Annotated in this window: 22 protein-coding genes and 1 tRNA gene; 16 read left to right on the top strand and 7 right to left on the bottom strand. The window is 69.1% G+C overall.

What is annotated here, in order from left to right:
• Window positions 1-284: 284 nt before the first annotated feature.
• The 3 genes from ACWC2T_RS40645 to ACWC2T_RS40655 all read left to right on the top strand — a co-directional run bounded on the left by ACWC2T_RS40645 (window position 285) and on the right by ACWC2T_RS40655 (window position 2862).
• Window positions 285-1241 carry a heme o synthase gene (locus ACWC2T_RS40645; protein WP_450675346.1) on the top strand — a complete coding sequence of 319 codons (957 nt, stop codon included), beginning with the start codon at window positions 285-287 and terminating at the stop codon, window positions 1239-1241.
• A gap of 92 nt (window positions 1242-1333) precedes the next feature.
• Window positions 1334-1654, top strand: a complete 321-nt coding sequence (locus tag ACWC2T_RS40650) for a hypothetical protein (RefSeq protein ID WP_388754244.1) — start codon at window positions 1334-1336, stop codon at window positions 1652-1654.
• Window positions 1655-1755: 101 nt separating this feature from the next.
• Complete coding sequence (locus ACWC2T_RS40655; protein ID WP_450675328.1) at window positions 1756-2862, top strand: amidohydrolase family protein; 1107 nt, start codon at window positions 1756-1758, stop codon at window positions 2860-2862.
• A gap of 70 nt (window positions 2863-2932) precedes the next feature.
• Here the strand turns inward: ACWC2T_RS40655 and ACWC2T_RS40660 are convergent, their stop codons facing one another.
• Genes ACWC2T_RS40660 through ACWC2T_RS40675 form a run of 4 tightly spaced genes read right to left on the bottom strand, consistent with a single transcriptional unit; the run spans window position 2933 to window position 6534 of the window.
• Window positions 2933-3943 (bottom strand): COX15/CtaA family protein, encoded by a 1011-nt coding sequence (locus ACWC2T_RS40660; RefSeq protein ID WP_450675329.1) that lies wholly within the window; start codon window positions 3941-3943, stop codon window positions 2933-2935.
• Between the two features lie 49 nt (window positions 3944-3992).
• Window positions 3993-4709 carry an ABC transporter permease gene (locus tag ACWC2T_RS40665; RefSeq protein ID WP_450675347.1) on the bottom strand — a complete coding sequence of 239 codons (717 nt, stop codon included), beginning with the start codon at window positions 4707-4709 and terminating at the stop codon, window positions 3993-3995.
• 53 nt (window positions 4710-4762) lie between these two features.
• On the bottom strand, window positions 4763-5686 hold the full coding sequence (locus tag ACWC2T_RS40670) for an ABC transporter ATP-binding protein (protein ID WP_450675330.1): 924 nt from the start codon (window positions 5684-5686) through the stop codon (window positions 4763-4765).
• 53 nt (window positions 5687-5739) lie between these two features.
• Complete coding sequence (locus ACWC2T_RS40675) at window positions 5740-6534, bottom strand: aminoglycoside N(3)-acetyltransferase (protein ID WP_450675331.1); 795 nt, start codon at window positions 6532-6534, stop codon at window positions 5740-5742.
• A gap of 217 nt (window positions 6535-6751) precedes the next feature.
• On the opposite strand from ACWC2T_RS40675, the gene ACWC2T_RS40680 reads away from it, so the two are divergent.
• The 8 genes from ACWC2T_RS40680 to ACWC2T_RS40715 are packed head-to-tail and all read left to right on the top strand — an operon-like array spanning window position 6752 to window position 13308.
• Window positions 6752-7495, top strand: coding sequence for a helix-turn-helix transcriptional regulator (locus tag ACWC2T_RS40680; RefSeq protein ID WP_450675332.1), 744 nt, complete (start codon window positions 6752-6754; stop codon window positions 7493-7495).
• Window positions 7492-8913 carry a Fe-S cluster assembly protein SufB gene (sufB, locus tag ACWC2T_RS40685; RefSeq protein ID WP_388563119.1) on the top strand — a complete coding sequence of 474 codons (1422 nt, stop codon included), beginning with the start codon at window positions 7492-7494 and terminating at the stop codon, window positions 8911-8913. Before ACWC2T_RS40680 ends, sufB begins: the two co-directional genes overlap by 4 nt.
• A gap of 58 nt (window positions 8914-8971) precedes the next feature.
• Window positions 8972-10156, top strand: a complete 1185-nt coding sequence (gene sufD, locus ACWC2T_RS40690; protein WP_450675333.1) for a Fe-S cluster assembly protein SufD — start codon at window positions 8972-8974, stop codon at window positions 10154-10156.
• Window positions 10153-10470 carry a non-heme iron oxygenase ferredoxin subunit gene (locus ACWC2T_RS40695; protein ID WP_450675334.1) on the top strand — a complete coding sequence of 106 codons (318 nt, stop codon included), beginning with the start codon at window positions 10153-10155 and terminating at the stop codon, window positions 10468-10470. The genes sufD and ACWC2T_RS40695 overlap by 4 nt, the downstream gene beginning before the upstream one ends.
• Before the next feature lie 7 nt (window positions 10471-10477).
• Window positions 10478-11242, top strand: coding sequence for a Fe-S cluster assembly ATPase SufC (gene sufC / locus ACWC2T_RS40700; protein ID WP_450675335.1), 765 nt, complete (start codon window positions 10478-10480; stop codon window positions 11240-11242).
• Window positions 11239-12495 carry a cysteine desulfurase gene (locus ACWC2T_RS40705; RefSeq protein WP_450675336.1) on the top strand — a complete coding sequence of 419 codons (1257 nt, stop codon included), beginning with the start codon at window positions 11239-11241 and terminating at the stop codon, window positions 12493-12495. Before sufC ends, ACWC2T_RS40705 begins: the two co-directional genes overlap by 4 nt.
• A 16-nt stretch (window positions 12496-12511) precedes the next feature.
• Window positions 12512-12979 (top strand): Fe-S cluster assembly sulfur transfer protein SufU, encoded by a 468-nt coding sequence (gene sufU, locus ACWC2T_RS40710; protein ID WP_450675337.1) that lies wholly within the window; start codon window positions 12512-12514, stop codon window positions 12977-12979.
• A complete protein-coding gene (locus tag ACWC2T_RS40715; RefSeq protein WP_100825566.1) occupies window positions 12976-13308 on the top strand; it encodes a metal-sulfur cluster assembly factor in 333 nt (110 codons plus the stop codon). The genes sufU and ACWC2T_RS40715 overlap by 4 nt, the downstream gene beginning before the upstream one ends.
• Before the next feature lie 66 nt (window positions 13309-13374).
• On the opposite strand, the gene ACWC2T_RS40720 is transcribed toward ACWC2T_RS40715, so the two are convergent.
• Window positions 13375-14163 carry an AbfB domain-containing protein gene (locus tag ACWC2T_RS40720; RefSeq protein WP_450675338.1) on the bottom strand — a complete coding sequence of 263 codons (789 nt, stop codon included), beginning with the start codon at window positions 14161-14163 and terminating at the stop codon, window positions 13375-13377.
• A 105-nt stretch (window positions 14164-14268) separates the two neighbouring features.
• Between ACWC2T_RS40720 and ACWC2T_RS40725 the strand changes: the two genes are divergently transcribed.
• From ACWC2T_RS40725 to dapD, 3 genes are all read left to right on the top strand, one after another.
• Window positions 14269-14592: a DMT family transporter gene (locus ACWC2T_RS40725; protein WP_450675339.1), complete on the top strand. Its 324-nt coding sequence runs from the start codon at window positions 14269-14271 to the stop codon at window positions 14590-14592.
• Window positions 14592-15128 (top strand): TetR/AcrR family transcriptional regulator, encoded by a 537-nt coding sequence (locus tag ACWC2T_RS40730; protein ID WP_450675340.1) that lies wholly within the window; start codon window positions 14592-14594, stop codon window positions 15126-15128. Before ACWC2T_RS40725 ends, ACWC2T_RS40730 begins: the two co-directional genes overlap by 1 nt.
• Window positions 15129-15191: 63 nt before the next feature.
• The gene (gene dapD / locus ACWC2T_RS40735) at window positions 15192-16178 is read left to right on the top strand and encodes a 2,3,4,5-tetrahydropyridine-2,6-dicarboxylate N-succinyltransferase (protein WP_450675341.1); all 987 of its coding nucleotides are present in this window, start codon (window positions 15192-15194) and stop codon (window positions 16176-16178) included.
• A gap of 343 nt (window positions 16179-16521) precedes the next feature.
• Here dapD and ACWC2T_RS40740 read toward each other — a convergent pair.
• Both ACWC2T_RS40740 and ACWC2T_RS40745 read right to left on the bottom strand, forming a co-directional pair.
• Window positions 16522-16596: transfer RNA gene (locus ACWC2T_RS40740), tRNA-Trp, on the bottom strand.
• A 269-nt stretch (window positions 16597-16865) separates the two neighbouring features.
• Window positions 16866-17291 carry a hypothetical protein gene (locus ACWC2T_RS40745; protein WP_450675342.1) on the bottom strand — a complete coding sequence of 142 codons (426 nt, stop codon included), beginning with the start codon at window positions 17289-17291 and terminating at the stop codon, window positions 16866-16868.
• A gap of 1123 nt (window positions 17292-18414) precedes the next feature.
• Here ACWC2T_RS40745 and ACWC2T_RS40750 point away from each other — a divergent pair.
• A complete protein-coding gene (locus ACWC2T_RS40750; protein ID WP_450675343.1) occupies window positions 18415-18963 on the top strand; it encodes an SMI1/KNR4 family protein in 549 nt (182 codons plus the stop codon).
• Between the two features lie 476 nt (window positions 18964-19439).
• The gene (locus ACWC2T_RS40755) at window positions 19440-20057 is read left to right on the top strand and encodes a hypothetical protein (RefSeq protein WP_450675344.1); all 618 of its coding nucleotides are present in this window, start codon (window positions 19440-19442) and stop codon (window positions 20055-20057) included.
• The last annotated feature ends 56 nt before the right edge of the window (window positions 20058-20113 follow it).

A 20113-nucleotide genomic window follows, 5' to 3' on the forward strand; every position in this document is an offset into this window, starting at 1 on the left:
AGCCTACCCCTGTGAGGACGTGCATTTTTTCGAGTGTTTCCAGACTGCCGGGAGTCCATTGGATCCGCCTCCCGACTGGCCGAACGCGCCATTTGGCACATGAATACGGAGGTGGTCATCTGAGCGCTCAATCGAGTGCCCGGTCCCCTCTTATGGGGCGTGCGCCAACACGACCCCACCCCCGCGAAGGGCGGGGTATGGGCAACGTCTAAAGTGGCGTGGTACGCGCGAGCCCTTTACCCCGAGTTCACACGGGGAGGCTCGCTGGGATGTCTCTGTCAGGGGTGTGCGTGACGGCCGTCGAATCCCGTCCAGCGGGCTCGCTCGGTGCTGCGAGCCAGGGCCCGGTTCACCGGCCGTTCGGGGCCCGTGTCAAGGCGTTCGTGGCGCTGACCAAGCCGCGGATCATCGAGCTGCTGCTGATCACCACCGTTCCGGTGATGTTCCTGGCGCAGCAGGGCGTGCCCGACCTCGGACTGGTCCTGCTGACCTGCATCGGCGGCTATCTCTCGGCGGGCGGCGCCAACGCGCTGAACATGTACATCGACCGGGACATCGACGCCCTGATGGACCGCACCGCGCAGCGGCCGCTGGTGACCGGCATGGTCAGCCCGCGCGAGTGCCTGGTCTTCGGCATCGGCCTGGCCGTCGTCTCGACGCTCCTGTTCGGCCTCACCGTCAACTGGCTGTCCGCCTGGCTCTCGCTCGGCGCACTCCTCTTCTACGTCGTCGTCTACACGATGATCCTCAAGAGGCGCACGTCGCAGAACATCGTGTGGGGCGGCATCGCGGGCTGCATGCCCGTGCTGATCGGCTGGTCGGCCGTGACGAACTCGCTCTCCTGGGCGCCCGTCATCCTGTTCATGGTGATCTTCTTCTGGACCCCGCCGCACTACTGGCCGCTGTCCATGAAGGTGAAGGACGACTACGCGCGCGTCGGCGTGCCGATGCTCCCGGTCATCGCCTCCAACAAGGTCGTCGCCCGGCAGATCGTCATCTACAGCTGGGTGATGGTCGCCCTCTCCCTGCTCCTCACTCCGCTCGGCTACACCGGCTGGTTCTACACGGCCGTCGCGCTCGCCGCAGGCGGCTGGTGGCTGTGGGAGGCCCACGCGCTGCAGAACCGGGCCAAGGCCGAGGTCACGGGCGCGAAGCTGAAGGAGATGCGGCTGTTCCACTGGTCGATCACCTATGTGTCGCTGCTGTTCGTGGCGATCGCCGTGGACCCGTTCCTGCACTGACGCCCTCTTCTTCCCGGACGGGAGGGGCGCGTGGTCAAGGCCACGCACCCCTCCCGTCGCCGTTTGATCTACCCGCGAGTAGCATCCTGGCCATGGCAGACACGCAGCAGGTTGACGCGCGGGCCGAGCGCAAGGTGTCCCGGCTCGCCCACCAGATCAGCGCTTTCGCGAAGGCCCACGGCGGCGCCGAGGGCCAGGTGGCCCACATCGGCGAGCGCGGCGCCCGCATCGTCCTCGTCGGCGAGGACGGCGGCTGGGGCGACCTGGTGGCACCGAGCACCGAGATCGCGGAGAAGGCCGTCGAGAAGTCCGGCATCACCGTCCACGAGTCCTTCGACGGCGAGTTCGCGGCGAAGGTGACGACGGGTGCGTACGAGTGGAAGCGGATGGCCGGCATTCAGATCGGGGGCTAGCTCGGCTGCCCCGCGCCCCTTTAGGTCGGCTGCCGCCACCTCAACCCGATTCACCCGTTAGGACGTGTAAGGCAGCACAGCGCGTCCTCACGGGAGTCGGAATGATCGAAACGCCGTCCCTCGTGGACCAGTACTGCCACGGCGTACTGCGAACAGAGCTTGGCCTCGGCACCTTCGAGGCCCAGCTGGCCCGCACCGAGGGCCCGCCCGCAGCCGGTACCACGCTCTTCGACACCCAGACGGGATTCGCGGTACGGCGCTGGTGCCCGCCCCTGCTCGGCCTGGAGCCGCACTGCGCGCCCGCCCGCTATCTGGCCCGGCGCCGGGAACTGGGCGTCCTGGAGGCGGGCCGCAGGTTGCTGCGCGGCAGCGGCATCACCACCTACCTCGTCGACACCGGCCTGCCCGGCGACCTCACCGGACCCGCCGAGCTGGCTTCCGCCGGTGCCGCCCAGGCCCACGAGATCGTCCGGCTCGAGCAGCTCGCGGAGCAGGTCGCCGACACCTCCGGCACCGTCGAGTCCTTCCTCGCCAACCTCGCCGAGTCGGTGCACGCCGCCGCCGCGCACGCGGTCGCCTTCACCTCCGTCGCGGGGCTGGGACACGGCCTGGCACTCGCGCCCGAGCCGCCGGGGCCGGGCGAGGTGCGGGGCGCGGCGGGCCGCTGGCTGGCCGGGCGGCGGGTCGGCGGGCCGCTCACCGACCCCGTGCTGCTGCGGCACCTGCTCTGGATCGCCGTGGCCTCGGGCCGCCCCCTCCAGCTGCACGCCGGGCTCGGCGAGCCGGGCACCCGCATCGACCGTACCGACCCCGTGCTGCTCACCGACTTCGTGCGGGCCACGGCCGGCCTCGGCACCGACCTGATCCTGCTGCACGGCTACCCGTACCACCGCCATGCCGCCCATCTGGCCGGCGTCTTCCCGCATGTCTACGCCGACTCCGGCGCCGCGCTCGTCCGCACCGGCGCCCGCGCGGCCACCGTCCTCGCCGAGATCCTGGAGCTGGCCCCCTTCGGCAAGATCCTCTTCTCCAGCGGCGCCCACGGCCTGCCCGAGCTGCACGTCGTGGGCGCCCGGCTGTTCCGCGAGGCCCTGGGCCGGGTCCTGGGCACCTGGGTGGCCGAGGGCGCCTGGTCCCTGGAGGACGCCCAGCGGGTGGCCCGGATGGTCGCGGCGGACAACGCGCGCCGGGTGTACGGACTCGGCTGAGCTGTCCACTGCAGCCACTCTCACCCAGGCCGGCCTGGACGACCCGGAGCGGTCACCACCTACGGGTGACTCACGCGCGCGTGCTCACCGTCACCTCGGCCGAGGGTCCGGGCAGGTCCAGGCCGGCCTCCGGGCGTTCGCGGAGCGCCAGCAGGATGCGCAGGACGCCGATCCACACGAGGCAGGAGCCGAACATGTGCAGGCCCACCAGCAGCTCGGGCAGGTGGGTGAAGTACTGCACGTAACCGATCACACCCTGGCCGAGCAGGACCAGGAACAGATCGCGGGTGCGGGCGAGGGGCCCCTTCGGCGCGTCCACCGCCTTCAGCACGAACCACAGCGCGAACGTCAGCGTCACCACGATCCAGGCGAGCACCGCGTGCAGCTTGGCCACCGTCTCCCAGTCGATGGGGATCCGCTTGACCTCGCTGGAGTCACCCGCGTGCGGCCCGGCTCCGGTCACCACCGTGCCGGCGGCGATGAGCAGCAGGGACGCGGCCACCAGGAACCACACCAGCTGCTGCACGGCCCCCCCGACCAGCGGGCGGGGCGCGCCGTCGCCCTCGCGGGTGCGCTGCCACATCACCGCGGCGACGGTGGTCAGGGCCGTGGCGAGCAGGAAGTGGGCCGCCACGGTGTACGGGTTGAGGCCCACGAGCACGACGATGCCACCGAGGATCGCGTTGCCCATCACCAGCCAGAACTGCGCCCAGCCCAGCCGGGTCAGGCTGCGCCGGTGCGGCTTCTCGGAGCGGGCCGCGATGATCGCCCAGCCGACCGCGGCGCACAGCACGTACGTCAGCATCCGGTTGCCGAACTCGATCGCGCTGTGGTAGCTCAGCGCAGTCGTCGGCGTCAGCGAGCCGTCGGTGCACTCCGGCCAGGTCGGGCAGCCGAGGCCGGAGCCGGTCAGGCGTACGGCGCCACCGGTGACGACGATGACCACCGACATCACGAGCGCGGCGAGGGCCGCCCGCTGGACCGTCCGAGGGGTCGGGGTCCAGCGTTCGGCGATGAAGGCGAGCGGGTTGCGCAGCGCCGCTGCGGCGTCGGCGGGGTTCAGCTTGGGCACGCCCACCATCGTAGGCCGCCGCTTGTGCACGCTTTCACGAGGGGTCCACCGTGACGCCTCACTCCCAGCGGAAGAACTTCCCGGCCGCGGCCAGACCGACGACGGCCCACACGGCCAGGATGCCCAGGTCGCCCCACGGCGTCCCGGCGCCGTGCTGGAGCACGCCCCGCAGGCCGTCCGACAGCGCGGAGATGGGCAGCAGGCCGAGGGCGTCCCGGCCGGCCGAGCCGAACTTGTCCAGCGGCACGATGACCCCGCCGCCGACGAGCAGCAGCAGGAACACCAGATTGGCGGCGGCCAGGGTCGCCTCCGCCTTCAGCGTGCCCGCCATCAGCAGGCCCAGGCCGGAGAAGGCGGCCGTACCGAGGACCAGCAGGAGCAGGACGGCTGCGGGGTTGCCGTGCGGGGACCAGCCCAGCGCGAAGGCGATCGCCGTCAGCAGGATCACCTGCAGGACCTCGGTGACCAGCACGGACGCGGTCTTCGCGGTCATCAGGCCCCAGCGCGGCAGCGGCGAGGAGGCGAGCCGCTTGAGCACGCCGTAGCGGCGCTCGAAGCCGGTCGCGATGGCCTGCCCGGTGAACGCCGTCGACATCACGGCGAGCGCCAGGATGCCGGGGGCCAGGAAGTCCACCGCCTTGCCCTTGCCGGTGTCCACGATGTCCACCGAGCTGAAGAGCACCAGCAGCAGGGTCGGGATGACCACGGTCAGCAGCAGCTGCTCGCCGTTGCGCAGCAGCATCTTCGTCTCCAGGGCCGCCTGGGCCGCGATCATGCGGGGGAGCGGCGCTGCACCCGGCTTCGGGGCGTACGTACCGGTCGCGGTCGTCACGAGCGCAGCTCCTTGCCGGTCAGCTCAAGAAAAACGTCTTCCAGGGTGTGCCGTTCCACCGAGATCCTCTCCGGCATCACTCCGTGCTGGGCGCACCAGGAGGTCACGGTGGCCAGCAGCTGCGGGTCGACCTTGCCGACGACCCGGTAGGCGCCGGGGGTGAGCTCGGCGGCCGTGCAGTCGGCGGGGAGGGCCTTCAACAGGGAACCCACGTCGAGGCCGGGGCGGCCGGTGAAGCGCAGGGTGTTCTCGGCGCCGCCCTTGCACAGCTCCTCCGGGGAGCCCTGGGCGATGACCCGGCCGCCGTCGATGATCGCCACGTCGTCGGCGAGCTGCTCGGCCTCTTCCATGTAGTGGGTGGTGAGGATCACCGAGACGCCGTCCGCCCGCAGGTCCTTCACCAGGTCCCAGGTGGCCCGGCGGGCCTGCGGGTCCAGGCCGGCCGTCGGCTCGTCCAGGAAGACCAGTTCCGGGCGCCCGACGACGGCCATGGCGAGCGCGAGGCGCTGCTGCTGGCCGCCGGACAACCGCCGGTAGGAGGTCCGGCCGCAGCTGTCCAGGCCCAGCCGCTCGATCAGCGCGTCCACGTCCAATGGGTGCGTGTGCAGCTTCGCGACATGCCGGAGCATCTCGTCGGCCCGGGCGCCGGAGTACACGCCGCCGGACTGGAGCATCACACCGACACGGGGGCGCAACTCGGCGGACTGCCGTACGGGGTCGAGGCCCAGGACGCGCACCGTGCCGGAATCCGGCTTCCGGTACCCCTCGCAGGTCTCGACCGTCGTCGTCTTCCCCGCCCCGTTGGGACCGAGGACGGCGGTCACGCCCGCCCCGGCCACCAGGTCGAGGCCGTCCACCGCGGTCTTCGCGCCGTACCGCTTCACCAGGGCCTGGACCTGGACGACAGGCTCACTTCGCATGGGTCCAGAGTCTAGGGAGACCGCTTGCCGTCCGGACCGGCGGGTAGGGGAACTCACTCCTGGCGGGGCCGGTGCATCGGCAGCCACCGCTCGGCGTAGGCCACGGCGTCCGCCACCGGGAACAGCCGTGCGTCGGCCGCGCCCACCTTCCCGCGTACGACCGGCCGGTCCCGTTCGAAGTCGTGGCCCAGCTCGTCGAACCGGTCGGAGGTGATCGACACCTCCCTCACCGTCTCCCAGCCGCCGCCCGGCGCGGGCCGTCCGACGTCGACCAGGGGAGCGGGTATCCGGTACTCGGCGAGGTGGAAGGCGGTGCAGGCGTCGTAGCCCGCGCCGAGCAGCAGGACCCGGGCACCCAGCCGCTCCAGCCGGGCGAGCGGGCTGCGCTCACCCAGCCGGCAGTCGGGGGCGTGGCCGTCGGTGATCTCCCGCGCGCGCGGCCCGAGCGCCGCGCAGGAGGTGTGCGGGTGCGCGCTGCGCAGGGCGCCCGGCCAGGTCCGTACGGTCTCCGGGATCACCCCGACCCCGCGGGTGGGGGTGATCAGCGGGTCGTACGGCGGCATGGTGGCCCGGATCCGGTCCCACCACTCCCGGGGCACGGGCGGCCTGCCCCACAGCGCGGGGTCCGACAGATCGGCCGACTGGGCGGGGACGACGAGCGTGCCGGACGGACCCAGTGCGTCGAGGAGTCCTTGGACGACCGCGACGGCGCCTCCGTTCACCCAGCCGAGCGAGCTGAGCGAGGAGTGCGCCAGGAGGATCTCCCCGGTCTCCACACCCAGCAGGCGCACCTGTGCGCCGATGCTGTCGCGAGTGACAAGAGGGCCGGTCGGAGGGGGTGTCGGCATGGTTCGGGAGTCTTCCGGACGGGTCCGCGGGGCGCCACCGATTTGCCTGCCCAGGGCCTGACCAGGGCCGGCTAAGGGCCTGCTCAGGGCCGTGCCGGATGATCGATCAAAGATCGTTTCCGCAGGTCAGATTAGGTATGCCTAAGTGACGCAGGGCACCGCTCGATGATCCGGACGGCGCTTGTCAGGCTCCGAGGAATTACGCAACAATGGCGTTGTGAAAAACGTCGGCGAGGCTCGGGAGACCCCCCTGGGGGCCCCACAGGAGGAACTCGCGACCGGTGAGCGCTCCACGCGCAACCGCGTCGCGCGCTCCATCCTGGACCACGGCCCGTCGACCGTCGCCGAACTCGCCGGCCGGCTGGGGCTGACCCAGGCGGCCGTCCGGCGCCACCTGGACGCCCTGGTCGCCGACGACGTCGTGGAGGCCCGCGAACAGCGCGTGTACGGCACGCGCACGCGCGGCCGCCCCGCGAAGGTCTTCGCGCTGACCGACTGCGGCCGGGACGCCTTCGACCAGTCGTACGACAAGCTCGCCGCGGACGCGCTCCGCTGGATCGCCGAGCAGGGCGGAGGCCCCGAGGCGGTCGCGGCCTTCGCCCGCGCCCGGATCGCCGCCCAGGCGAGCACGTACCGCAAGGCGATCGAGGCGGTCACGCCGGACAAGCGGGCCGAAGCACTGGCCAAGGCCTTGAGCGCCGACGGGTACGCTGCTACGGCGCGCAGCGCACCGGTCGGCGAGCAGCTGTGCCAGCACCACTGCCCGGTCGCCCATGTCGCGGAGCAGTTCCCGCAGCTGTGCGAGGCGGAGACGGAGATCTTCGCCGAGCTGCTGGGTACCCACGTCCAGCGACTGGCGACCATCGCGCACGGCGACGGCGTCTGCACGACGTTCATCCCCAAGATTTCCAAGACCAGCGACAACGCACCTGCAAGCACGGCCGGGAGGAACCCCGCATGACTCTCCCCACGGAGACTGCCCACCCTGAGCTCGAGGGCCTGGGCAAGTACGAATACGGCTGGGCCGACTCGGACGTGGCCGGTGCCTCCGCCAGGCGCGGCCTGAACGAGGAGGTCGTCCGCGACATCTCCGGCAAGAAGTCGGAGCCGGAGTGGATGACCAAGCTGCGCCTGAAGGGCCTGAAGCTCTTCGAGAAGAAGCCGATGCCGAACTGGGGCTCCGACCTCTCGGGCATCGACTTCGACAACATCAAGTACTTCGTGCGCTCCACGGAGAAGCAGGCGGAGTCCTGGGAGGACCTGCCCGAGGACATCAAGAACACCTACGACAAGCTCGGCATCCCGGAGGCGGAGAAGCAGCGCCTCGTCGCCGGTGTCGCGGCCCAGTACGAGTCGGAGGTCGTCTACCACCAGATCCGCGAGGACCTGGAGGAGCAGGGCGTCATCTTCCTCGACACCGACACCGCGCTGAAGGAGCACCCGGAGCTCTTCAAGGAGTACTTCGGGACCGTCATCCCCGCCGGCGACAACAAGTTCGCGGCCCTGAACACCGCCGTGTGGTCCGGCGGATCGTTCATCTACGTGCCGAAGGGCGTGCACGTCGAGATCCCGCTGCAGGCCTACTTCCGCATCAACACGGAGAACATGGGCCAGTTCGAGCGGACCCTGATCATCGTCGACGAGGGTGCCTACGTGCACTACGTCGAGGGCTGTACGGCCCCGATCTACAAGTCGGACTCGCTGCACTCCGCGGTCGTCGAGATCATCGTCAAGAAGAACGCCCGCTGCCGCTACACGACCATCCAGAACTGGTCGAACAACGTCTACAACCTGGTCACCAAGCGCGCCGTGGCCTACGAGGGCGCGACCATGGAGTGGATCGACGGCAACATCGGCTCCAAGGTGACGATGAAGTACCCGGCCGTCTACCTGATGGGCGAGCACGCCAAGGGCGAGACCCTGTCCATCGCCTTCGCGGGCGAGGGCCAGCACCAGGACGCCGGCGCCAAGATGGTCCACATGGCGCCGAACACCTCGTCCAACATCGTCTCGAAGTCGGTCGCGCGCGGTGGCGGTCGTACGTCGTACCGCGGTCTGATCGAGATCGGCGAGGGCGCCGCCGGGTCGAAGTCCAACGTGCTGTGCGACGCGCTGCTGGTCGACACGATCTCCCGCTCGGACACGTACCCGTACGTCGACGTCCGCGAGGACGACGTGTCCATGGGCCACGAGGCCACCGTCTCCAAGGTCTCCGAGGACCAGCTCTTCTACCTGATGAGCCGCGGCCTCTCCGAGGACGAGGCGATGGCGATGATCGTGCGCGGCTTCGTCGAGCCGATCGCCAAGGAACTGCCCATGGAGTACGCGCTGGAGCTCAACCGGCTGATCGAGCTGCAGATGGAGGGCGCGGTCGGTTAACCGCCGGTCCGCACTCCCCGTCAAGCCCATACGTAAGAAAGCGAGCATTACGACAGCCATGGCTGAGGCCCAGAACATCCCGGTGGGTTCCACCACCGCCGGCTCGATCGCGGTCGCCGCGGAGTCGACCGTCGTCTCGCGCATGAGCGCGCCGCCGTCCTTCGACGTGGCGGACTTCCCGGTCCCGCACGGCCGCGAGGAGGAGTGGCGGTTCACCCCGCTGGAGCGCCTGCGCGGGCTGCACGACGGCACCGCCGTCGCGAACGGCGACGGTGTGAAGGTCGACGTCCAGGCCCCCGAGGGCGTCACCGTCGAGACCGTCGGCCGTGACGACGCCCGGCTCGGCAGGGCGGGCACCCCGGTGGACCGCGTGGCCGCGCAGGCGTACTCCGCCTTCGAGAAGGCCTCGGTCGTGACGGTCCCGAAGGAGACCGTCCTTTCCGAGCCGATCCGCATCGCCGTGCACGGCCAGGGCGGCACCGCCTTCGGTCACCAGGTGATCGAGCTGGGCGCCTTCGCCGAGGCCGTCGTGGTCATCGACCACACCGGTGACGCGGTGCTCGCCGCCAACGTCGACTACGTCCTCGGTGACGGCGCCAAGCTGACCGTCGTCTCCGTCCAGGACTGGGACGACAAGGCCGTGCACGTGGCCCAGCACAACGCGCTGGTCGGCCGGGACGCCACCTTCAAGTCGATCGTCGTCACCTTCGGCGGTGACCTGGTCCGCCTGCACCCCCGCGTGGAGTACGCCGGTCCCGGTGGCGAGGTCGAGCTGTACGGCCTGTACTTCACCGACGCCGGGCAGCACCAGGAGCACCGCCTGCTGGTCACCCACAACACCCCGCACTGCAAGTCCAACGTCGCTTACAAGGGCGCGCTCCAGGGCGACGACGCGCACGCGGTCTGGATCGGCGACGTGCTCATCGAGGCCAAGGCCGAGGGCACGGACACCTATGAGATGAACCGCAACCTGGTCCTCACGGACGGCGCGCGCGTCGACTCGGTGCCGAACCTGGAGATCGAGACCGGTGAGATCGTCGGCGCCGGCCACGCCTCCGCCACCGGCCGCTTCGACGACGAGCAGCTCTTCTACCTGATGGCCCGCGGCATCCCGGAGCACGAGGCGCGCCGCCTGGTGGTCCGCGGCTTCTTCGCCGAACTGGTCCAGCAGATCGGTGTCGCCGACATCGAGGAGCGCCTGCTCGCCAAGATCGAGGAGGAGCTGGAGGCTTCGGTCGCATGACCTTCGTACGCGTCTGTGGGCTGAGCGAGCTGGAGGAGGACACCCCGAAGCGGGTGGAACTCGACGGCACGCCGGTCTCGGTCGTCAAGACCGAGGGCGAGGTGTTCGCGATCTACGACATCTGCTCCCACGCGAACGTCTCGCTCTCCGAGGGCGAGGTGGAGGACTGCCAGATCGAGTGCTGGCTGCACGGCTCCTCCTTCGACCTGCGCACCGGCAAGCCGTCCGGCCTCCCGGCCACGCGCCCCGTCCCCGTATACCCCGTAAAGATCGAAGGGGACGACGTTCTCGTCTCCCTCACCCAGGAGTCCTGAGGCACCCATGGCAACGCTTGAAATCCGAGACCTGCACGTCACCGTCGAGGCCGACAACGCCACGAAGGAGATCCTCAAGGGCGTCGACCTCACCGTGAAGCAGGGCGAGACGCACGCCATCATGGGCCCCAACGGCTCCGGCAAGTCGACCCTCGCCTACTCCCTCGCGGGTCATCCGAAGTACACGATCACCAGCGGCACCGTGCTGCTCGACGGCGAGGACGTCCTGGAGATGTCCGTCGACGAGCGCGCCCGCGCGGGCCTGTTCCTGGCGATGCAGTACCCGGTCGAGGTCCCCGGCGTCTCGGTCTCCAACTTCCTGCGCACCTCCGCCACCGCCGTCCGCGGCGAGGCCCCGAAGCTGCGCACCTGGGTGAAGGAGGTCAAGGAGGCCATGCAGCGCCTCAACATGGACCCGTCTTTCGCCGAGCGCAACGTCAACGAGGGCTTCTCCGGCGGTGAGAAGAAGCGCCACGAGATCCTCCAGCTGGAGCTGCTCAAGCCGAAGGTCGCGATCCTGGACGAGACCGACTCCGGTCTGGACGTCGACGCGCTCCGCATCGTCTCCGAGGGCGTCAACCGCGTCCGCGAGACCGGCGAGGTCGGCACCCTGCTGATCACGCACTACACGCGCATCCTGCGCTACATCAAGCCCGACCACGTCCACGTGTTCGCAGGCGGCCGCATCGTCGAGTCCGGCGGCCCCGAGCTCGCGGACAAGCTGGAGAACGAGGGCTACGAGGCATACGTGAAGGGTGGCGCATCCGCGTGACACAGCTGCCGGGCCTCCTCGACACCGAGGCGATCCGCAAGGACTTCCCCGTTCTGGACCGAGTCGTCCACGACGGCAAGAAGCTCGTGTACCTGGACAACGCGGCGACATCGCAGAAGCCGCGCCAGGTGCTGGACGCCCTGAGCGAGTACTACGAGCGCTACAACGCCAACGTCCACCGCGGTGTGCATGTGCTCGCCGAGGAGGCCACGGCGCTGTACGAGGGCGCGCGCGACAAGGTCGCCGCGTTCATCAACGCGCCCAGCCGCGACGAGGTGATCTTCACCAAGAACGCCTCCGAGTCGCTGAACCTCGTGGCGAACATGCTGGGCTGGGCCGAGGAGCCCTACCGGGTGGACCACGAGACCGAGATCGTCATCACGGAGATGGAGCACCACTCCAACATCGTGCCGTGGCAGCTGCTCGCGCAGCGCACCGGCGCGAAGCTGAAGTGGTTCGGTCTCACGGACGACGGCCGCCTGGACCTGTCCAACATCGACGAGATCATCACCGAGAAGACGAAGATCGTTTCCTTCGTGCTGGTGTCGAACATCCTGGGCACGGTCAACCCGGTCGAGACGATAATCCGCCGCGCCCAGGAGGTCGGCGCCCTCGTCTGCATCGACGCCTCCCAGGCCGCCCCGCACATGCCGCTGGACGTGCAGGCCCTGCAGGCCGACTTCGTGGCCTTCACCGGTCACAAGATGTGCGGCCCGACGGGCATCGGCGTCCTGTGGGGCCGGCAGGAGCTCCTGGAGGACCTTCCCCCCTTCCTGGGCGGCGGCGAGATGATCGAGACGGTCTCGATGCACTCGTCCACCTACGCCCCGGCGCCGCACAAGTTCGAGGCGGGCACGCCCCCGATCGCCCAGGCGGTCGGCCTCGGCGCGGCGATCGACTACCTCCAGTCGATCGGCATGGAGAAGATCCTCGCCCATGAGCACGCGCTGACCGAGTACGCGGTCCAGCGTCTGCAGAAGGTCCCGGACCTGAGGATCATCGGCCCGACCACGGCCGAGGACCGGGGCGCCGCGATCTCCTTCACCCTGGGCGACATCCACCCGCACGACGTGGGCCAGGTCCTCGACGAGCAGGGCATCGCGGTCCGCGTCGGCCACCACTGTGCGCGGCCCGTCTGCCTCCGCTACGGAATTCCTGCGACCACGCGAGCGTCGTTCTATCTGTACTCCACGCCGGCCGAGATCGACGCACTGGTCGAGGGGCTGGAGCACGTACGGAACTTCTTCGGCTGAGGGACGGAAGCTGACCGTGAAGCTGGATTCGATGTACCAGGAAGTCATCCTGGACCACTACAAGAACCCCCACGGGCGTGGTCTGCGGGATGGCGACGCCGAGGTGCACCATGTGAACCCGACCTGCGGCGACGAGATCACCCTCCGCGTGAAGTACGACGGCACGAAGATCGCGGACGTCAGTTACGAGGGCCAGGGCTGCTCGATCAGTCAGGCGAGCGCCTCGGTCCTCAACGAGCTGCTGGTCGGCAAGGAGCTGACCGAGGCGCAGAAGATCCAGGAGACCTTCCTGGAGCTGATGCAGTCCAAGGGCCGGATCGAGCCGGACGACGCGATGGAGGACATCCTGGAGGACGCGGTCGCGTTCGCCGGTGTCTCCAAGTACCCCGCGCGGGTCAAGTGCGCCCTCCTGAGCTGGATGGCGTGGAAGGACGCGACGGCCCAGGCGCTGGGTGGCGCCGACGCCGAAAGGAAGACGGCATGACCGACACCGCTGAGATGAAGCCCGCCTCGGAGGAGGAGCTTCGCGAGGCCCTGATGGACGTGGTCGACCCCGAGCTGGGCATCGACGTCGTCAACCTCGGCCTGATCTACGGCATCCACATCGACGACTCCAACGTGGCCACGGTCGACATGACCCTGACCTCGGCGGCCTGCCCGCTGACGGACGTCATCGAGGACCAGGCCAAGTCCGCCACGGACGGCCTCGTCAACGAACTCCGCATCAACTGGGTCTGGATGCCCCCGTGGGGCCCCGACAAGATCACGGACGACGGCCGCGAGCAGCTGAGGGCGCTCGGGTTCAACGTCTGACACAGAGCCTGCGAAAGGGGCCATGGCCGGGTGCCGTGGCCCCTTTCGCGCGCACTGGCCTCGCGCTCAGCCCAGCCCGTCCACCAGCTGGAACGCCGAGTCGGCGCGGTAGAGGTCGGTGTTGTCGTAAGGGTCCAGCTTCAGCTGGAAGTTCTGGTGGCGCAGGAAGCGGCCGGGGTAGTTCACCGACTCCAGCATGAGCGCTCCGCCGAACGACGACCGGCGGGGGCAGAAGGTGGCGTCCTGGCGGAACAGGGGTGTGCCGTCGTCGTGTTCGGCGCGCAGCAGGAAGTTCCGGTGACGGAGGTAGCCGCCGTCGGCGGTGGCGAAGGAGTAACAGTGCGCGTCGGCAAGGCCGTTGACCACGGTGAAGGTCGCCGCGCGACGGTCGGCGGGGGAGGTCACCGGGTCGAGCTTCACCAGGTCGCCGCTGATGTGCCAGTAGCGGTCGGGGTAGTTCAGGGAGCGGACCGAACGCCCGGTGGGGGCAGGTTTCGCGGAACTGCCTTGCCCGGCCGGTGACGTGGGCGGTGTGGGCTTCGGGTCGGAGGGGTGCGGGGCGGTGGTGCGCGGTGTCCCGGATGCCCGCGCGGTCCTCCCCCCGGGCGGAGCCGCCGTACGCGCCGGCGGAGAGCCGAAGGAGAGCAGGCCTGGGCCGTTGTCCGTGGGGGCTCCGGCCGTCCGCGGGGTGGCTTCGGTCCGCGGGGGCCCGTCGTTCATGGCCAGGGCCGTGACGCAGGCGGTGATCACCGCGAGCGCCAGCGCGCCGGCCGGCCAGAGTCTTCGGGTGCCGGGGAAGCGGGAGGTGGCGGCGGGCCGGCCGGTCTCCCAGGGATGGGGGGTGTGGTCGGACATGGCCCCGCACATTAGTGGCCGGAGCAGCGGCGGAGAGCGGTTTCTGTGAAAATGAAACTTTCTTGTTGTGTACGGCCGTACGCATCGTTGTGTACGCTCGTACGCATGGGATATCTGTCACTCGCCGGCGCCATCGCCGCCGAGGTCGCCGCCACGACGGCGATGAAGTACAGCGAGGGATTCAGCCGGCTCTGGCCCTCGCTCGTGACCGCTCTGGGCTACCTCGTCTCCTTCGCGCTGCTCGCCCAGACGCTGAAGACCGTCCAGATCGGCACGGCGTACGCGATCTGGTCCGGCGTGGGCACCGCGACCATCGCCGTGCTCGGCCTGCTGCTGTTCGGGGAGGGACTGGGTCTCGCCAAGGTCGGCGGGATCCTGCTGATCATCGGAGGTGTGGTCGTGCTGAACCTGGGCGGGGCGAGCCACTGATGGCCCGGCGCTACGACCCCGAGCGGCGGCAGCGGATCATCGACGCGGCCCTCCGGGTGGCCGGCCGGGACGGCATCGCCGGACTGAGCCACCGTACGGTCGCCGCCGAGGCGGATGTCCCGCTCGGCTCCACGACGTACCACTTCGCCACCCTGGACGACCTGCTGGTGGCCGCCCTCTGCCAGGCCAACGAGGGGTTCGCGCAGGTGCTCGACGCGAGCGGGGTCCTGGCGGACCCCGGCGACGACCTGGCCACCGGTCTCGCCCGGGTCCTCGGCGAGTGGCTGGGCCGCGACCGGCCGGGCGTTGAGCTGGAGTACGAGCTGTACCTCGCGGCCCTGCGCCGCCCCGCCCTGCGCCCGGTCGCCGCCCAGTGGGCCGAGGAGACGGCCCGGCGGCTGGCCGCGCGGGTGGACCCGGTGACGGCGCGGGCGCTGGTGGCCCTGATGGACGGAATCTGTCTGCAGGTGCTGCTCACGGGCGGTTCGTACGACGAGGAGTACGCGCGAGAAGTGCTGGCTCGGGTGATCCGCTGAAGCCGCGCCCGGTCCGTGAGACACGGTTCGCTCCCGCACCCCCGCCCACGTTAGGTTTTCCCCATGACCGACTCTGCTTCCCGCACCACCGGCGCCGTCGCCGCCGGCCTTGCCACCCTCGCCTCCGACGGCACCGTTCTCGACACCTGGTTCCCGGCCCCCGAGCTGGTCGAGGCACCGGGCCCGGCCGGCACCGAGCGGCTCACCGCCGAGCAGGCGGCCGAGCTGCTGGGCGGCGGCGCGACCGCGGCGATGGGCCCGGACGCCCGCCGGGGCGTCGAGGTGGTCGCGGTCCGCACGGTCATCGCCTCCCTCGGCGAGAAGCCGATCGACGCGCACGACGTCTACCTGCGCCTGCACCTGCTCTCGCACCGTCTGGTCAAGCCGCACGGCCAGAGCCTGGACGGCATCTTCGGCCACCTCGCCAACGTCGCCTGGACCTCGCTCGGCCCGGTCGCCGTGGACGACGTCGAGAAGGTGCGCCTCAACGCCCGCGCCGAGGGCCTGCACCTGCAGGTCACCTCGATCGACAAGTTCCCGCGGATGACCGACTACGTCGCCCCGAAGGGCGTGCGCATCGCGGACGCCGACCGGGTCCGCCTGGGCGCCCACCTCGCCGAGGGCACCACGGTCATGCACGAGGGCTTCGTCAACTTCAACGCCGGGACGCTCGGGACCTCCATGGTCGAGGGCCGCATCTCCGCGGGCGTCGTGGTCGGCAACGGCTCCGACATCGGCGGCGGCGCCTCCACGATGGGCACCCTGTCCGGTGGCGGCAACGTCATCATCTCCATCGGCGAGCGCTGCCTGATCGGCGCCGAGGCGGGCGTCGGCATCGCCCTCGGCGACGAGTGCGTGGTCGAGGCCGGCCTGTACATCACCGCGGGCACCCGGGTCACCATGCCCGACGGCCAGATCGTCAAGGCCCGCGAGCTGAGCGGCGCCTCCAACATCCTCTTCCGCCGCAACTCGGTCACCGGCACGGTCGAGGCCCGCCCGAACAACGCGGTCTGGGGCGGCCTGAACGACATCCTGCACAGCCACAACTGATCACTGGCGGCCGTGACCCGCGGCCGCCGTATCGATCAACACTCTGACCTGCTGCTGAGCTGTCGGCAGTTGTCGACGTTGGTCACCATCGAGCGCCCTTCCACGGCCCAGGGCGGCCCGGGAGGGCGCTGCTGCGTTCCCTGTCTTTTGGGAGCGTGTGTTTCCCGCTGCTGGCCAGGTGCTTAGAAGATGCGGGCACACCTCGGCGGGATGGCCCGCCGGCACTCTGCCGCTACCGTGCCGGGTCGCGCAGTGCCGCTGACGTCCGCTGGCGTTGCCGTCAGCGCTGCCGTCGGCTACTGCGTCATGTGAGCACCGTTTTAAGCAGTGAGGCTGGCACGGGCGAAACCGGCCGGATTCGAACCGGCGTCCTCGCGATTTTGGAGACCGCGCGCGACGACCTCTGCGCTACGGCTTCGCCCGGCGGGGATCCTAGCTCATCGCGTTTCGGGAGAGACCCGGCTTTCGGCATTCCCAGCGCTGCTAGGTCGGTGGGGTCTCAACGACGGGGGCGAGTTGTCGGGCTGCCCCTCGATGCGAACTATGGGCACGATGGTCGTTGAAGCTCACTGCGCTGGATGATCTGCCAGGCACGGTCCATGATGGTCCGCCGCGGTTGTAGCGGTTGCTGTACTTCGCTGCTGTACAGCGCCTGTCGAAGAGGTGCAAATGGACGTGCTAGTGGCGCTACTTCACCAGGAAGCTGGCAACCAGCACGTCAGTCACGATCGGGGCGCCGGGGGCGAAGACTGTGGCTGTAGTGTGCGGCCTCACGCCGTCGGCGGTACTCTTCGGCCCGATCGTGGCGATGGGAGCGCCGTTGTCGCAGACGGCTCCATCGAAAACCAGGACCGTCTTGCTGCTGTCGTTGAAGATGTTGAAGCTGGTGGCGCCGAGGCCGGACATCACGGTGATGCAGCCGTCCTTGTGGGCGAGGTACGACCGCTCGTTGATCAAGATCCGACCCTCCTCCTGCGTGGGGCTGCCCACCCGGACATTCGGGGTCGCCTGGGCGTTCGGCTGGGAGACCGATGCGTAGGCGGTGCCGGACGCGGCCAGGGCCGCCGTGGCCGCGATCGCCGCAGTGACGGCGCGACAGCAGGTGATCAACATGCAACATCTCCTATCTACGAGAGATCGGCGGGCAGCTGAGGCCGGATTGAAGTTACAACAGCCTTATGACACTCATACCGGACACGCCGAAGGCGCGAGCGCCAGAGGGCCGAACGGCGCGCGGAAGAAGGCGCTACATTCCTCAGCGAGCAGCTGATCTCACGTCAAATAGTCTCTAGCTCGTGCCCCCGATAACGATCAAGATGCCGACGCGTCGCCGCGCCATTGCCGTGCTCTATGCCCTGTATTGCTGGGCGGTCTCCGCTGCCGTCATCTGGGCGTCGGGAGGGTTGTCGAAGACCGTAGCGGGCGCACTCCAGGGTTTGAGTGCCGCCCTCATCGTCTGGGGCCTGGTTGTGCTGTGGGGCTCGTGCGCGTCAACAACGGTCGGACCGGAGGGGATCGGCCAGCGCTGGCCCGGGTTGAGGCGAACGATCCCATGGGAGAAGGTCGATGATGTCGCGGTGGTGCGGCTGGCAGGCTTCAAGCCCCGCCGACAGGTCCGAGTCAGCCTGAGGGGCGGGCGAAGGTGCCATCTGGTCGCGCCTGTGGATGGACTCCGGAAGTCGACGAACCCTGACTTCGACCAGGAGGCAGCACGAATCGTGGACCATTGGGAATCGGTGAGACCGTCGTCCGGCCAGTCGCTCTAGCAGTCCATCCGATTGACAGCGATCTTGAAAACCGTCGTGGCGCGAGTCACCGTGGGTTCAAATCCCACCCCCACCGCGCAGGTGCATGGCCCCTGATCAGGTGAAATGGTCAGGGGCCGTCGCGCTGTGCACTGTCCGTGAGTGCCCGTCGTTCCCCGGTGTTCCCCGGTCGATCGGGACGGGAGGGGCACGGCGCCTTCTGATCCGTAGCTCTACAGGGATCGGTCCACGACGGTCATAGAGGTCGCCGCGAGGCCCTTCAGAGGCACTGCCGGTCATGGTCGATTGCTGTGGTTGCTGTACTTCGCTGCTGCACTGCAGCCATCGCCGAACTCCTGCCTGATCTTCTAGACACCCCTGTTTGCCAGGAACAGACGTAATCGGCAGAGGCTCGCCGCATCGGGCCTGATAGACGCTCTGGGGCCACCCACCTCGTGATCCGATAGTGGCAGGTGATAGCTATGTGCCGCATGGACACCGAGCACGCTCGCCCCGAAGACCTGACCATGCTCCGGGCGGCCTTTGGCACCGGGGAGCCCCTGGGCTGGGAGGCAGTCCGCGCCTTCGAGACGGAACACGGAATCACGTTGCCCGAGCCCTACCGGACCTGTGTCGCGGAGATAGCCGACGGCTGCAGCTTCGGCCCGCCCGACTACGGCCTGGTGCCGCTGGCCGAGCTACCCGATGACTGGGGTGACGACCGCCCGGTCCGTGAGCTGGCCAAGCCGTTCCCGCTTGAGGAGATGTGGCTGTGGGAGGAGGACGATATACCGGACGACGAACTGGGTCCGAGGCTGGATCCCGTCTTCGACCACGGGTCGCTCGTGCTGGGCACTGACGGCTGCGGCATGTACTGGCACTTGATCGTCGCAGGGCCCCACCGTGGACACGTCTGGAACATCTCCGGCGAGGGGGCCGGACCGTTTGGGGCCGAGTTCGGTTTCACCACCGGCGAGTCCGGCTTTGCCGGCTGGGTCCGTCACTGGGTAGAGGGCAAGCCCTGGTCTGATGCAACGTGACCTTGAATGACGGCGTGCCTCGGGTGACCTTCCGCCGCGATACCTGCGTTTCGACTGCCCAAGATCGAGAGTTCTGCATCACCGATGGCACAGGTCACACTTACCACCGCTTTCGGAGTTCGATCAGGTTGCATTGAGCTCCTGGCAGGGCAGGGAGCTCAATGCCGCGCACGCACGCCAAAGTCTGCTGCTGTCCGGCCCCGTTGATGTCAGCCGTGGATGTCAGAGGGTGTAGCGGAGCTCCGCCGAGTCGACCTGCTGAACAGTCGTTTGCGGCTCTGGCTGGCCGTGCCGCTATCACCGCAATTGCAGCTGCTGATTGACCGAGCGGCACCGGCGATGCGCCCCGCTCAGGTGACGTGCGCTCCCCCTGTGCGCTGGGTGCCACCTTGCGTGATGCGCCAGGGGGACAGCACGGTTTGGGCGGACGCTGCTCGGCGCTGTGCTCCAGGACCACCAGGGAGGGGCGGTACGTCGTGGGTTCAGCCAGTCGATGGGCAAGTGAGACGTTCGGAGAATCCGCCGGTGAGCTGGTGGACATCATCCCGGCCTGCCTCGTCCGGGCTCACGAGCGGGCCCGCACCGGACATGAAGGCGTCCACACTCAGACGCTCGAAGCCTACGGACACGGCCTTTACGCGGTGCAGTATGAGGAACTGGCCGCCGGCCTCGACAGTCTCGGGGACGCAGTGCGCCTACAGGGACGAACGATGATGCTCATCCGCGGGTGCCTGATCTACCCCCTCCGCTACGCGAAGAAGGACGTGCCCGTTACGGCTGCACGCCTCCGGCGGGCCACAGGCTTTCGAGCAGACTTGATCCGTCGCCATGGCCCGCCGCCCATGCAGGAACCGTTTGACCTGGATTGGGGAGACCTCGACGACTCCGAGGTGCATCCCGACCTGGAGCTGCTTCCCGAAGACGTGCGACTCGTCCTCGTTGCCTACGCCTGCTCCATGGGGGACGGCGTAATGCGCATCGAATGGGGTTCCGCAGAGTTGCGTCGAGAAGACCGGTACTTGATCTGGCACCAGCACGAGCCACTGAGCCTTTTCCGTGCGCCCAGCAGAACAGGAGGTGACACCGTGACGTAGCGGTGTTCTTGCTGTTCGGAAGCTCGTCGTCGCCTGCCGGTGGAAGTCCGGTCCGG

The sequence above is a fragment of the Streptomyces sp. NPDC001393 genome (assembly GCF_053597455.1).